The sequence below is a fragment of the Pseudoalteromonas qingdaonensis genome (assembly GCF_038739665.1).
In the GTDB taxonomy this organism is placed as follows: domain Bacteria; phylum Pseudomonadota; class Gammaproteobacteria; order Enterobacterales; family Alteromonadaceae; genus Pseudoalteromonas; species Pseudoalteromonas qingdaonensis.
Genome location: NZ_JBCGCU010000011.1, coordinates 18,646 through 32,802 on the forward strand (window position 1 = coordinate 18,646; position 14,157 = coordinate 32,802).

The window sequence follows — 14,157 nt, forward strand, 5'->3', positions numbered from 1 at the left end:
TTAAACTCGCTTAAAGATCAAAGAAGTATTAATACCACCGAAGGCAAAGTTATTACTCATCACGTAATCACAATCTAGCTCTTTACCTTGTGTTAAGTAGTCAAGTGGCGCGCATTGCTCGTCTACCGAGTCCAGGTTGATGGTAGGTGCAAACCAGCCATCGCGCATCATTTCAATGCTCGCCCAGGCCTCAATCGCCCCACAAGCTCCCAAGGTATGACCCAGGTAGCTCTTTAATGAGCTGATGGGTTTGGTGCCCAGGGCATTAAAAGTTGCATGGGATTCGGCGATATCACCGCGATCCGTGGAGGTGCCATGAGCGTTAACATAACCTATGTCCGCGGCACTAAGCTCGGCGTCTTGCAGCGCCATTTCAATGGCCACCTGCATGGTCTCACTGGTAGGCTGAGTGACATGCTGACCATCGGAGTTACAGCCAAAGCCGACGATTTCCGCCAATATGGTGGCACCGCGCGCCTTGGCGTGCTCGTATTCTTCTAAGATAAGAGTCCCGGCACCCTCACCTATCACCAAGCCGTCCCGTTTACTGTCAAAAGGACGTGGTGTGGCCTTAGGGTTATCGTTGTTGCAACTGGTGGCGTACAAGGTGTCGAACACCGCCGCCTCGGTAACGCACAGCTCTTCAGCACCGCCGGCCACCATCAGTTTTTGACGGCCGTACTTGATGGCTTCATAGGCATAGCCTATGCCTTGAGAGCCAGAGGTACAGGCGGAGCTGGTGGTGATCACTCGGCCCTTAAGACCGAAAAATACGCCAATATTCACCGGCGCCGTATGCGCCATCATCTGAATATAGCTGGTGGCGGTCACGCCGCTCATTTGCCCCGACTTCATCATGTCGGCAAAGGCGATAAGCGGTGGCGTTGAGCCGGTAGAGGAGCCATAGGCAATGCCTGTATCGCCATTGGTGAGTGCCGGATGATCCAACAGCTCGGCCTGTTGCAAGGCGCGCTCGGTGGCCACAGTGGCCATAAGTGCCACACGGCCCATGGAGCGCACCATTTTGCGTTTATAATGGCTCGGGCGCTCAAAATGAGTCACAGGCGCCGCCAGCTTGGTATTAAGATCGCTGATCTCACCCCATTGCTCCATGGTTTGCACGGCGTTTTCACCACGCTCCAAGGCAGCACGAAAGCTCGACCAATCATCGCCCAAGGCCGTAATACAAGACATGCCCGTAATCACCACACGTTTCATTATACTAATCCACCATTGACGGAAATAACCTGACGGGTAATGTAACCCGCCTGATCCGAGGCCAAAAAGGCCACGGTTGCGGCCACTTCATCAACACTGCCCATGCGTCGCATCGGCACATGCTCAAGCAGCATCTTGGTATCAAGCTCGGCGGTCATCTCGGTTTCAATCAAACCAGGCGCCACACAGTTTACCGTGATTTTTCGCTTGGCCAGCTCCAGCGATAACGCCTTAGTAGCACCTATAATACCCGCCTTGGCGGCACTGTAGTTCACCTGACCACGGTTTCCGGCAATGCCCGACACGGAAGCCAGGGTAATAATGCGCCCACCCTTGCGGGCACTGACCATGGGCATCACCACAGGGCGTACCACATTATAAAAACCATCAAGGCCTGTGCTTATCACAGTATCCCATTCCTCGTCCGTCATCGCCGGAAAGGCGGTGTCTCGGGTAACGCCGGCATTACATACCACACCATAATAGGCGCCATTGGCAGCGATATCCGCTTCCAGCTCTTGCTTGGCCTGGGCTCGGTCGGTGACATCAAAAACAAGAATATTAACGGCTCGGCCTAAGGCCTTAATTTGCTCGGCTACCTGCTCGGCCAAGGCCAGCTGCGAGCGGCAATGCAGCGTAATATCAAAACCTTGCTCTGCCAGTTTCAGCGCCACGGCCTTACCTATCCCACGGCTTGAGCCTGTGACTAAAATACGTCTGTTCATTGATTTTCCTTAATAAATTTCATCGGATCCGCGGGTTGGAAAACATTAATTTTGGCCTCGGCCAGGCAGTCGCCCTGATGCTCAATGCGGCAACTGAACACACTTAAGCCGGACTCGTCCTGGATCACCTGTTCAACCAGAATATCCAACAGCATGCCCTTGTCAAAGCGCGGTTTATGGCAGCGAATTTTACGGCTGCCAAGAAGAAAACCGATTTTAATATCCCGACTTTGCTCCAGGTCGTGGGCACCGGCATAGGCGGCAATGGCCTGCGCCATATATTCGCTGCCGATATAACTGGGCACTGAACCCAGCTGGGCATCATAAAAAGGGCTATTTTCGCTTATGTGCACCTGACAATGGGCACTGTCATCGTCAAACGCGACGAGCGAGTCTATTAACACCATGGGGGGGCGATGAGCGATAAGCTCTGTCATGGCAATATCACGCATCGACTGCTCCGATAATTAAACTGGCATTATTGCCACCAAAGGCAAAGGAATTACTCATACAGATAGTTGGAATTTTCATTATTGGTTGTTGTAATACTTGAATGGGCGCCAAATCGGCATCCAGCGCATAGCCAGTGTGCCAAGGTAAAGGTGTTACCGATGACGGCACCTGCGCCCCTAAACGCTGTTGTTCGATTAGCAGCCAGCACAAACCCGCTTCTATAGCGCCAGCAGCGCCCAAGGTGTGCCCGGTTAAATGCTTGGTCGAGCTCACAGGCACAACATCAGTAAACAGCTCGGCGATGGCCTTGGCTTCCATTTCATCATTTTTCGGCGTCGCCGTACCATGGGCATTAATATAATCTATCTCGGCTGGGCTTAGCTTGGCTTGTGCCAAAGCCTGACGCATGGCGGCAATAGCACCACTGCCGCTGGGCTCTGGCGCTGACATATGGTGGGCATCCGAACTGGCACCACTGCCCAAAAGGGCACAAGAACTCTCGCCCAAATCGCGCTCGCGACTCATCACAAAGAGCGCTGCTCCCTCGCCTATATTAATGCCATCACGCTCAGCACCAAAAGGCTGGCACAGGCCGCTGCTGGTCGACGCCAGGGCGCTAAAGCCATTAATGGTCAGCTGACACAAGCTGTCGGCGCCACCGCAGATCACCGCATCGGCCAAACCAGCGGCCAATAACCCCTTGGCACTGCTCAACGCCTTGGCGCTGGAGCTGCAGGCGGTGGAAATACTGTAGGCTATGCCCTCTAAACCAAGTTTTTCCTTGATATAGGCGGCGGGTGCATCAAGAGCCTGCTGATGATAATGATAATCCTCAGGCCAGCTGCCGCTTTGTGCTTTATGTTTACGGGCCCGCTCACCGTCGTAAATATCCGCGGTGCTGGTACCGACAACCACGGCGATACGCGCCGGGCTATAACGTTCTTGCATACGCGCCAGCGTCGGCGTTAGTTGTTGCAAGGCTAGGTCTATAAGGCGATTATTGCGCTGTTTAGCAGTTAAAGGAATTGCCTGCACCAGGCCCATATAAGGGTCTAGCTGTTCTGCTTCTTGCTCACCTTCTTTTTCACCGTAATGCAGGCCACAGCCCTGGGTGAGCGGCGTTGTTTCAAGGCCATACAGCGCCTGTAAATGCTGCGCCTTATCCGTGCCTAGAGCACTGACAATGCCTAAATCATTTAACCATGCACTCATGGCTTCACCTCTTCAAAGCGGATCTCGTAGTGATGAATCTTATTGTTCAAGATAATGACCTCAGCGCCATAACGTATCTCCAGCAAGCTGGTGTCATTTTGGCGCAGCTCGCGGATAAGCTCGCCGTCTTGGCGATATTCAATCAAGTGCGCCCCTTTTAAATGCTTATTTAATTGGGCCACAGGCCAATGCACCAGTTGAATGTCGGCCAGGATATAACTTGGGTCCAAATCCTCAGCGGCAATAAAGCGCTGGGCCGTCACGCCTTGCTCGGCCTTGTAGCTAAGAGTAAAAACGGGTAAACCGGCGGCGCTCATCAAGGCCAAACGCAGCTCGCCTTCGCCATTGATGGCCAATTGACTCAGCAGAGCCTGCTGGGTTTGTGCCTTGGTAACATACATACGCTTTTGCCACTGGCTATTTAGCAGCTCAACTGGCGGCGCGCTCAGAGCTAAACCGACCTCGGCACTGAAGGACACCAGGCTCTGTGGCGCTCCTTGCTCCGTCTTGTTGTAACTGGCGCAACCGCTAAGCGCCAACAACAGCAGCAAAACCAGCCAACGCATTAACAAGGCTCCATCAAGCACAATTGCGCCAATACATCCAGTCGGCGCTCGCTTTGCAGCACATAAGGGTTGTTTGTATCCCAGGCATAACCAGCAAGGATAGCGCTGATCATACGACGCACTTCATCGCTTTGATCTGGATAAAAAATCACGTCCTGAAAACGGGTGTCATACCAGGCATTAACGAAGGTTTTAAAGCACCCAACTCCACGTTTAAGCGGGGTAGAAAACTCGCCTTCAAAGTCCGCCTGCTCACCGCGCAAATGCGCATCTACCACGGGCGCAACCAAGGAAGCAGACTTAAGCGCTATGGTTACTCCAGATGAAAAAACAGGGTCTAAAAACTCGCCGGCATTGCCCAGCAAAGCATAATGCTTGCCGTACAGGCTGGATACATCGGCGGAATAGCCGCCCAGGGTTTGCACTGGGTTAACGGCTTGCGCATCAGCCAGCAGGTCAGCCAGATTTGGCTCGGCCTTCACCTTGGCCCAAAGATTATCCTCATTGCTGATGGAAGTATCAAAATGATGAGGCTCGCCCACCACGCCCAGGCTTGCAGTACCATCGGCAAAGGGGATCAACCAATACCAGATATCCCTGTGCTCGGGATGCACGCTGATCAGAATTTTATTGCGGTCAAAACGACTGGCAGTAATGCCGTCTTTAACATGGCAGAAATAAGCACTGCGCGACGGTAAACTGGAGGGCTTATCTAAATCCAATAAACGAGGCAGTACTCGGCCAAAACCACTGGCATCAAGCACAAAGCGACTACGCAACTGGTATAGCTCCTCGCCCTGACTCACCGTCAGCAGCATGCCATCCTCTTGCTCGACTATCGCCTGTACTCTGTGGCCGTAGCTAATATCCACGCCCTTGGCGGCGGCAGCATCGGCAAGCAGCTTATCGAAGTTAGCGCGCTTAATCTGATAAGTGGTGCCGCGACCTGGGCTAAATTTATCGGTAAAATCGATTTCAGTGTCTATGCCACGATAGTGAAAGGCGGCGCCATTTTTAAACTGAAATGCCAAAGCTTCAGCATGCTCGTCCACTACCTTGTCCATGCCGGCCTCGGCGAGAAAGTGCATACACTGGGGTAACAGGCTCTCGCCTATGGAAAATCGCGGAAAATGCTGTCCTTCTAAGACCTTTACCTGCCAACCTAATTGCTGCAACAAGGCACTTGCCAGGGCACCTGATGGGCCCGCACCGATCACTACTACATCCGCTGTATAATCATTATTCGTCATTGTTATTCTCGATACTTAAAGGTGCCAAAAAGTAAACCACCAGCAATCCCAGTAATACGGCACCACCAAATTGGCTTATTGCAGGCGTTTTGGAAAAAATCAACATGGCAAAAACCGCCAGCGACGACAGCGCCGACAAGCTGATTGCCACCAGGGTATGGGCACTGTGGCCGCCCTGACGATAGAAAATAAAGTAATCCACCGCCAGCGCCAACACCAAAATTAACCCCAGGGTATGAAACACGGATATGGTGCTGAACTGAGCAATAATACTGACGATAAGCGCCATAGCCAACCCCAGCCAGGCCGCCATTTTTAGGCCAGGGCGCCAGCCAAAGCTAAATACAAAAATCAGCGCAATGGCCACTGTCGCCAATAATAAGGCGAAGTGAATACCACGATGAAAATGCGCCAACATGGCACTGAGCTGCCCCGGCACATCGACAATCGCCACATAATCATCCTGGGCGCCTAAGGTTTGCAACTGCACTGCACTGACGGCGCTGACATTAAGCAGGGAATAAACCGCGCCATCGAGTTGCACCACATCGCTAAAGGCATCACTAAGTGGGCTACTGATAAAGGCATCATAATCCAATAATACTGCGCTCGTCGGCGCAGTTACTTGGCCGCTAAAGGCCTGCAATGACGTAAATACACCGCTTGCCACCGCCTTATTATAGGCCGCTACGTTCTCTTGCTGACGCGCCAGGCTCGGCAAGGCGCGGCTAAGGCCCTGAACACGGCCACCTTGCTCTTGCAGCCAGGCACTAACTTGCTCTTCGCGCCTAAGCAGCTGCTGCACATCTTCGCCCTTAAGGATCAAGCGCTGCACCGGCTCGGAACCTTGTAAATACATCTGATGCTTAGCTTGGATGTCCATCAAATCAGCGCTGCTGGCATTAAAACTGGCGATGGAGTCATTACTGGCAGGCATACGCCACCAGCTCAACAGCACGCAAAGCAGCGCCAAAAGAAGATAAACCTTACCATTGTGGCGTCTAGCCTGGCTTTGCCACTTAAGGCCAAGCTCAGCACTCGATACTACAGAAGCACGCAAACTCAAGGTCATGGCCACAGGAGCCAGACAAAAGCGGGTAAACACCCAGGCACCTATTAAACCGGCGACCACAAAGATGGCCACATCTTGGAGCAAGACCAAGGGCGCGCTAAGAAAACACAAATAGCCGATAGCGGTTGAACACAGCGCCAACAGCAGGCCGCGTTTAAGAGCGTGAGAATATCGGCCTTGCTGCGCCGCTTTATCCGCCAAGGCATGAAACGCATAATCTATGGCGACCCCAATCAAGGTGGTGGCAAACACCAAGGTCAGTAGATGTATCTCCTGGCGCAGCAATAACAGCGCCAAAAGACCACTGAGTATGGCGGTACTCACCGTCAGCATACTCACCCACAAGGGCCACACGCCGCGCAAGGACAAAAACACAAAAAGAGACAACAAGACAATACTGGCAATACCAAAGCGGTTCATTTCCCATTTGGCTTGGCTGGCATTTTCGGCATTATGAAACAGTAAGCCAGAATGACGCACTTGCACCTGGGGGTAGCTTAGTTGCAACTGGTTTAAAAGCTCATCTATGGCCGCGGCGGTGCGCTCGGTAGCACTGATGCTGCTTACACTTTCATGGGTTTGCGCGAGCAAAATCCACACCGGCTCACCCTGCTCATCCCGGCCTTGTAATTTACCATCCACCAGGGTCATCGCTTGCTCGCCACTGAGGGTACTGACAAAGCTGTAAGTGGCCAAGGACATATCCCGGCTTAGGCTCTGGCTTAACCAGGGCGAGGCAGTTTGTGCCAATTGGCGCTGAAAGTAGTGATTAAATTTCGCCGGGTCGGCAATGGCCTGAGCATATTCAGGGCTCATCAGAGCACCGCGATAAGGCGCATAAAAGTCGATAATTTGCGTTAGCTGCGGCTGCTGCTCTTGCACTTTCAGGCCTGCGCGCGCCAAACCTTGAGCCAACTCTAGATAAGCTTGCTCACTGTTGGCACCTTGCAGCGAAAACACCAGGCGCTGTTGCTGCTCGCCGAGCAACTTCTGCTGGGCCAGGTAAAAGCCCTGAGCCTTATCTTGCGCCTGCTTGTCACCGCTTTGCTCATCTGAAACCGGCGTCAACAAGGCCAGCATATCGCTTTTAATAGCAATGGGTTTGAGCTGCCACAGCAAGGCGATGCCTGCTACCAGCAGCAGAGGCATTAAAGTAAGAACCAAGGCGCGGCTAACCCAATGTTTCATAACTAGTCTTGGCTTACACCGGGCTCAGGGGTTAGGCTGATTTCAGTGGCCGTGCCACTGTGCTCGTACAAGCCAATAAAACGCACCTGCGCTTGGCTGTCCAAGCAACTGATAAAGTGACTAAACAGGCTTTGCAGCTCTTGCGTGATGGGGGTAAGTTGCTGACACGAATATTCTTTCTCTAGCAGGGAGGCCGGTGACTCGGCCTCGCTACTGGTAAAGAACTGCGCCAACTGTGTCTTATCTTGGGCTAATAAGGCTTGCAGCAAACTGCTGTAAGGTCCGCTCTGGCCTTGACGGCGAAATTGGCCATCCGCTTGGCGCTCAAACACACCATCGCCATCAATTTTCAGCAATGAATCTATGGGTGTCAGGGTATGCCATAACAGCTGCTCATCACTTAAAGTAAATTCACCCTGGCTGATAAAGGGTTGGTTAAAACCGGCGAAGGTTTTTGCCTGGCTAAAAGTGCCCTGTTCGCTTTGAACCTTAGGCTCATTTGCAGCTGCGCTTGTCACAAACATAAGCGTAAGCCATAGACTGACTAAAAGCGTTTTCATTACAGTACCTTGGCCAGTTTCTGCATTAAAATCGGCGGCGACACATATTGCATTTCACCACTTTGTTCCTCAACCGCTACTTGCACCGTATAGGCCTTAGTTAGACGCTTATTGGTGGCGACGTCGAAGATCACATAGTCGATTTTTAAGCGTTGTTCGTATTCTTTAAGGTAAGCCTCGACACGTATACGCTGGGTGAACCGCGCCGAGTCTATGTATTTTATGCGCATATCGACTATGGGCCAGGCATAACCCGACTCACGCATTTGCAAATAGTCATAATCGAATTTGCGCAGCAACTCACAACGCGCCACTTCAAGGTAGCGGGCATAGTTACCATGCCAGACTATATTCATGGGATCGCAATCGTGAAAGGGGATCTCTATTTCAACTGAGCTAACCAGCAAGGCATTTTTATTATTCATATAGGTCCCAACGTTGCTGCACTATGTAATCCACCGTGGTGCGCAGTGTCTGCTCCAGTGGTCTGTCCTCAGTCAGGTTATCAAAATAGCGACAAACATCGCTATACATGGTGCGAATATTTGTGCTTAAACCTTGCTCATCCACCTCACCACGATTAATGCGAATACGCAGCCCTTGTACCGCCGCCAACAGGGTACAGGCCAGCACTTGCTCGGTGAGTTGCAGCACCCGCATACAATCGCGAGCAGCTATTGTGCCCATGCTCACCTTATCCTGGTTATGACATTCGGTGGAGCGCGAAAACACGCTAGCAGGCATGGTCAATTTCAAGGCTTCGGCGGTAAAGGAGGAAGCACCGATCTGCACAGCTTTAAAGCCGTGGTTGATGTACTTGCGCTCGTCATGGGCATCGCTCAGGTTGCTTGGCAGGCCATTGTTGTACTTGGTGTCCACCAAGGAGGCGATTTGTCTGTCGGCCAGGTCGGCCAGATTCGCCACCGCGGTTTTCATGCTGTCCATGGCCATGGCGATATGACCGCCATAGAAGTGACCACCATGCAAAACATGCTCGCCCTCGCCATCAATAATAGGGTTATCGTTAGCTGAATTCAGCTCGTTTTCGATAAACTGACGCAACCAAGGCAAGGAGTCCGCTAACACACCAATGACATGGGGCGCGCAGCGAATCGAATAACGGTCCTGCAAACGTTCGGCGTTGCGTGGATGACTGTGGTGATTCAGGTCATCACGGATCCAGGCAGCTACCTGCTGCTGACCGCTGTGTGGCTTCACCGAGAATAAGATTTCATCGAAATGATGGCTGTTGCCCTTAAGCGCCAATGAGCTTAAGGCGGTGATACGGGTTGCCAGCTTATGCAGGTAATTGGCGCGATCAAAGGCCAGACAGGCAATGGCTGTCATCACCGCGGTGCCATTCATAATGGCCAGGCCTTCTTTAGGGCGCAAGGCGATGGGCTTCAGCCCCACCTTGGCAAAGGCATCCTTGGCAGCCATCACTTCGCCTTGAAAATACACATCGCGCTCGCCTACTAAGGCACCGGCCACATAAGAAAGCGGTGTCAGGTCGCCACTGGCGCCCACCGAGCCCTCTTGTGGAATAAGCGGCAGGATTTTATGGTTGAGCATATCGCGCAGCAGGTGTAATAGCTCCCAGCTTACCCCAGAGTAGCCCTGAGTCAGCGAGGTCAATCGAGTTGCTAAAATGGCGCGCGACTCGGCGTGGGAAAAATGCGCGCCCATGCCACAGCCATGAAAACGAGTGAGGTGCAAAGGCAGCTCTTGTACCAGCTCAAGAGGAATACCCACGGTTACCGAGTCGCCGTAGCCTGTGGTAACACCGTAGATCACCCCTTCTTTTTCAAGCAGTCCATCTAAAAAGGCCACCGCCGTATCAATTTTACGCACCAAGGCCTCGTCATTACTAATGTGCGCGACCGCATCAAAGCGGGCAAAGGCAACGATATCTTCTATGCGCAGCGGCTGGGCGCCAAACTCGATGGATTGATTACTAGACACGAACTACTTCTCCTTGTGGCGCACGCTGTCTTCATCGCGCTGCCAAAAATCGTAAAAATTAAACCATTGATAGGGATATTGCAGCGCCACGCGCTGTAACTCTTGGGCATAATCATCAATGACCTGAGCCAAGGCCTGCTGCCGAGTTTTACGCGGCAAAGACAAGGCATCGCTATAATGACTAAACTGCACATCAAAGCCATCACCGCGTCGGGTACAAAATAACCAGTATATTGGGCATTCCAGCAGCGCCGCAAGAATAAAAGGCCCCTGCGCAAAAGGCGCCGGCTCACCAAGGAAGGACGCATAGTGCACCCGCCCAACCGCACTGGTGCTGGTGCGATCGCCCACAATCACCACAAACTCACCCTGCTCGACCTTGCTTTTAAGTAAAATCGCCAGATCCGGGCCCATATCGCTGACCTGAATAAGGTTGACGCTGACATTGGGGTTAATGCGCTGTAAGGTGCGATTAAACTCCACCGCATGCTCGGTAAACACCAGTACATTGATCACACAGTTTTGATGACGCATGCCCAAGGCCCGGCATACTTCCAGGTTACCCAAGTGCGAGCCGATAAAAATGGCGCCCTGGCGGCGGGCCACCAAGTCATCGAACACATGCTGATTCTGATAATGCAATTGCGCTGGGGTAATACGCCCAAGCCAGGCATCAATCTTATCAAAGGCGCTGTCGGCAAAGGTACAAAAATGTTTTAACCCGGTGCCAAAACCAGGCTTAGGTTGACTGGAGTCAAACTTATGCAAACGGCGCCAGTAATCAAGGGACGCATAGCGTGCTTTTCTGCCGCTGACATAAAAATAAAACACCACCACAAACATAAACAGCCAAAGCACTCTGCGGCCAAAGAGCTTATAAACGCCAAGTAAAAACTGCATACCTATGTAGCTGCCGCGCTCTTGGGTTTTTGACCAATGTTGCTCGCTCATATCGCGCCGCTTACCTTTGACCACTGAGCTTACGCCACAGCAATTTGGGCAGGCGCACCAACATGCCGAAAAACAACCGGGTGTGCAGCCAGCTGATCTTGATATTATCGGCCAGGGGCTGAAAATGCGACACCCCGTCTTCGGGGTAAATCACTTGGGTGTCGACAAAACGCGAAGGCGTACCGCGCCAATACATGCGCACCATGATTTCAATATCAAAGTCCATGCGCTTACCCAGCTCACAGCGCTCAAAAAGCGCCATACAAGGCGCCAAGGGGTAAACGCGAAAGCCGCACATGGAGTCTTTAATAGACAGACTCAGGGTTTCTATCCAGACCCATACATGGGTGATATAGCGACTCAAATATCTGTGTTTGGGCACCGACTCGTCATACACGGGGCGACCACTGATAATGGCCTCTGGATTTTCCCGGGAACATTCCACCAGGCGGTCGATGTCCGCGAGACAGTGTTGGCCATCGGCATCAACCTGCAGGGCATGGCTGTAACCGTTTTCATATGCCCAGCGCAGACCGGTTTGCACCGCCCCCCCCTTGCCTTGGTTAACCTGGTGACGCAGCAACGTGAGCTGCGGATAGCGAGGTGCCAACTCATCAAAATAGCGTTGCGCTTCGGCGTTACTGCCATCATCGACCATGACTATCTTGTAACCGGCGCCATACAATTGGGCCAGCACCTGGTCAATAGCATGGGTATGGTTGTAGTTGGGGATGACGATACACAGGTTCATGGCTTAACTCACAAACACCAGGCGGCCACTGGCATGCTGGCCTTTTTCGGAATGATAACTAAAAAGTGCCTTTTCGTTATTTTTCTTCGCCAAATGCAGGGTCACTTCCAGCCCAGGAGTCATCACCACCTGAAATTTCAATACCTCGATATCGGCTATCTCCCCTTCCATGCCCAGATGTTGGCGGGCATACTGCACCGCCCAATCAAGCTGGACAACGCCGGCAAGGATAGGCGCACCGGGAAAGTGACCACGAAAATAATCAAGCTCGGGTTGTAAGTATAAGGTCAGCGCAACCTGGTCGTCCGTTTGTTCAATGGCGCGGACTTGCGGCTCGGTTATCACTAGATCAGACAAAATATTGCTCCAATTGCGAATAAATCAGCTTGCCCTGACTGTTGTACGGCAGCTGCTCAAAATAACGCCATTTACGCGGCACACACACGGCTTCAAACTCCTGCCCCAGCCAGACCTTTAATTGCACAGTGACTTCCTTCGAGGGCACTTGCTCCTTGGCGTCAGTGCTTAGCGCCACCAGGGCACCTAAACGCCCCGTTGGCAGTTGCAGAAGCGCACAGGCGCGCACTAGGGGATGCTGGCGTAAGCGCGCTTCCATACCAACCAGATCGACCCGCTTTTCCGCGACCTTCACGGTTCTGTCGGCGCGCCCAAGTAATAAGAAACGGCCATCATCTAAGACCTGGCCCTTGTCATCCAACAGCCGGATTGGCTCGTCAATCAAGGGGGATTGCAGCACCAAGCGGCCCTCGTCTGTCCTTAGGCTGATGCCAGCAAAAGGCTGCCAAGGCGTTGCCGCCGTCGAAAGCACACTGCGATAGCCTATGCCGCCGGTTTCGGTGCTGCCATAAACCTGCACTACGCCTTGGCGAAACTGCTCGGCCAAGGTAATGGCATCGGCGTCCGCCAAGGGTCCACCGGAGGAAAATATGCGCTCTATCTGTGCACGCTTCGCCACCAGAACATTGTCATCCACAAGCCGGGATAGCTGGGCTGGCGAGGCCACCACCAGCCAACGCTGGTTTTCACTAAGTCGCTTGGCTAAATGCTCCGGGTATTGGTAACTACTGGCTTCAAAAAAGTGACCGTAACGCATTGGCCACAGCAGTTTAAATAACAGCCCATAAATATGCTGGTGCGAGACCATGGCAATAAATGACAGCGACTGCTGCTCGGTACCTTTGAAAGACTGCTCTAGGGTCTGCAGCTCAAGGTTAATGGCATCCCAAGATTTATATATGGCCTTGGCGGGACCACTGGAGCCCGAGGTGAAAAACACCAATCTACCAGCATCTCTGATCATACCCGGCCAATGTAAATCATCGGCTAAGGCAAGATCTGGGCTTAAAGCGTCCACAGAGGTAAAAGCCGGTGGGCAATTTCCTTGTAGATCTCCTGCATACAAGTGGGTGCTCGCTTGCAGGTCGCACAAAGTCTGGGGTTGGTTGTTAGGCGGTAAAATAATATCCACCGGTAATTGCGCCAACGCCAGCAAACGCGCGGCAAACTCTATGCTATCACTGTGATATAACAACACCGAGGAGCCGGCTTCAAGGGACGCATAACGGCGATAAAAACCCTCGACTAAAGCCAGAAATTGGGCGCTGCTAAAAGCACAGCCGTCACGGCTGGCCATGTGCTCACTGAGCAGATGTTTTAAGTTATACAAGCTTGCCCTGCCTTTTTAACCACAGCCGATAGGTCCATTCGCTGGCGGCCAAAAGACCGATAAGCACATAGGCAATAAAGCCGTTATACCAGGTCCACAAAGCCACATCACCAAGCCACACCGTGTAGGTGGCGGCGATACCATTGAGCACAAAAAACGCGCACCAGATCATGGTCACCTTGCGGGTATAGCGAACGCCTTGCTCACTGAGCTGTGGCTCCTGCAAGCGGGCAAAACGCTCCACCATGCTCTGCTTTTGCAGCAAACTCAGGGCAAAGGTGATGGCCATAATCAGGTTCACCATAACCGGATAAAGTTGCAGCCACAGGGATGAGCCACGCATCAGCGCCATCAATACCAAGAGCAAGCCAACGGCAGAGATAGGTAAGAGCCAATTGCCAATAGCCTTGTGGCGCAGCGCCAACAGCACGCGCCCTGTTAATAAGGCCGCCAACAGCCAGGCTACCTGTTGCTCATACCCCCGGCTTAACCCCAAGTAAACCAAGACTGGATAAGCCAGCAGGCACAAGGAGATCAGTGCATTCACTATGCCTTTGAGCAT

Annotated in this window: 15 protein-coding genes; all 15 read right to left on the bottom strand. The window is 52.5% G+C overall.

The annotated features are described in order from the left end of the window. Genes WCN91_RS10640 through WCN91_RS10710 form a run of 15 tightly spaced genes read right to left on the bottom strand, consistent with a single transcriptional unit; the run spans position 1 to position 14,157 of the window. A complete protein-coding gene (locus WCN91_RS10640) occupies positions 1-1,218 on the bottom strand; it encodes a beta-ketoacyl-ACP synthase (protein ID WP_342678877.1) in 1,218 nt (405 codons plus the stop codon). Continuing rightward, positions 1,218-1,943, bottom strand: coding sequence for a 3-ketoacyl-ACP reductase FabG2 (locus WCN91_RS10645; RefSeq protein ID WP_342678880.1), 726 nt, complete (start codon positions 1,941-1,943; stop codon positions 1,218-1,220). The genes WCN91_RS10640 and WCN91_RS10645 overlap by 1 nt, the downstream gene beginning before the upstream one ends. Next, positions 1,940-2,395, bottom strand: a complete 456-nt coding sequence (locus WCN91_RS10650) for a hotdog family protein (RefSeq protein WP_342678882.1) — start codon at positions 2,393-2,395, stop codon at positions 1,940-1,942. Before WCN91_RS10650 ends, WCN91_RS10645 begins: the two co-directional genes overlap by 4 nt. Continuing rightward, the gene (locus tag WCN91_RS10655; RefSeq protein ID WP_342678884.1) at positions 2,388-3,608 is read right to left on the bottom strand and encodes a beta-ketoacyl-ACP synthase; all 1,221 of its coding nucleotides are present in this window, start codon (positions 3,606-3,608) and stop codon (positions 2,388-2,390) included. The genes WCN91_RS10650 and WCN91_RS10655 overlap by 8 nt, the downstream gene beginning before the upstream one ends. Beyond that, positions 3,605-4,174 carry a DUF3261 domain-containing protein gene (locus WCN91_RS10660; RefSeq protein ID WP_342678886.1) on the bottom strand — a complete coding sequence of 190 codons (570 nt, stop codon included), beginning with the start codon at positions 4,172-4,174 and terminating at the stop codon, positions 3,605-3,607. The genes WCN91_RS10655 and WCN91_RS10660 overlap by 4 nt, the downstream gene beginning before the upstream one ends. Then, positions 4,174-5,424 (bottom strand): NAD(P)/FAD-dependent oxidoreductase, encoded by a 1,251-nt coding sequence (locus WCN91_RS10665; RefSeq protein WP_342678888.1) that lies wholly within the window; start codon positions 5,422-5,424, stop codon positions 4,174-4,176. Before WCN91_RS10665 ends, WCN91_RS10660 begins: the two co-directional genes overlap by 1 nt. Continuing rightward, the gene (locus tag WCN91_RS10670; protein ID WP_342678890.1) at positions 5,414-7,684 is read right to left on the bottom strand and encodes an MMPL family transporter; all 2,271 of its coding nucleotides are present in this window, start codon (positions 7,682-7,684) and stop codon (positions 5,414-5,416) included. Before WCN91_RS10670 ends, WCN91_RS10665 begins: the two co-directional genes overlap by 11 nt. A gap of 2 nt (positions 7,685-7,686) precedes the next feature. After that, positions 7,687-8,244 carry a LolA family protein gene (locus tag WCN91_RS10675; RefSeq protein WP_342678892.1) on the bottom strand — a complete coding sequence of 186 codons (558 nt, stop codon included), beginning with the start codon at positions 8,242-8,244 and terminating at the stop codon, positions 7,687-7,689. Beyond that, positions 8,244-8,669 (bottom strand): acyl-CoA thioesterase, encoded by a 426-nt coding sequence (locus WCN91_RS10680; protein ID WP_342678894.1) that lies wholly within the window; start codon positions 8,667-8,669, stop codon positions 8,244-8,246. Before WCN91_RS10680 ends, WCN91_RS10675 begins: the two co-directional genes overlap by 1 nt. Further along, entirely contained in the window at positions 8,662-10,206 is a 1,545-nt protein-coding gene (locus tag WCN91_RS10685; protein WP_342678896.1) for an HAL/PAL/TAL family ammonia-lyase, read from the bottom strand. Before WCN91_RS10685 ends, WCN91_RS10680 begins: the two co-directional genes overlap by 8 nt. A gap of 3 nt (positions 10,207-10,209) precedes the next feature. Next, complete coding sequence (locus WCN91_RS10690) at positions 10,210-11,157, bottom strand: lysophospholipid acyltransferase family protein (protein WP_342678898.1); 948 nt, start codon at positions 11,155-11,157, stop codon at positions 10,210-10,212. 10 nt (positions 11,158-11,167) lie between these two features. Further along, a complete protein-coding gene (locus tag WCN91_RS10695) occupies positions 11,168-11,908 on the bottom strand; it encodes a glycosyltransferase family 2 protein (RefSeq protein WP_342678900.1) in 741 nt (246 codons plus the stop codon). A gap of 3 nt (positions 11,909-11,911) precedes the next feature. After that, on the bottom strand, positions 11,912-12,265 hold the full coding sequence (locus WCN91_RS10700) for an ApeI family dehydratase (protein ID WP_342678902.1): 354 nt from the start codon (positions 12,263-12,265) through the stop codon (positions 11,912-11,914). After that, entirely contained in the window at positions 12,258-13,595 is a 1,338-nt protein-coding gene (locus WCN91_RS10705; RefSeq protein WP_342678903.1) for an AMP-binding protein, read from the bottom strand. Before WCN91_RS10705 ends, WCN91_RS10700 begins: the two co-directional genes overlap by 8 nt. Beyond that, positions 13,588-14,157, bottom strand: a complete 570-nt coding sequence (locus WCN91_RS10710; RefSeq protein ID WP_342678904.1) for a COG4648 family protein — start codon at positions 14,155-14,157, stop codon at positions 13,588-13,590. Before WCN91_RS10710 ends, WCN91_RS10705 begins: the two co-directional genes overlap by 8 nt.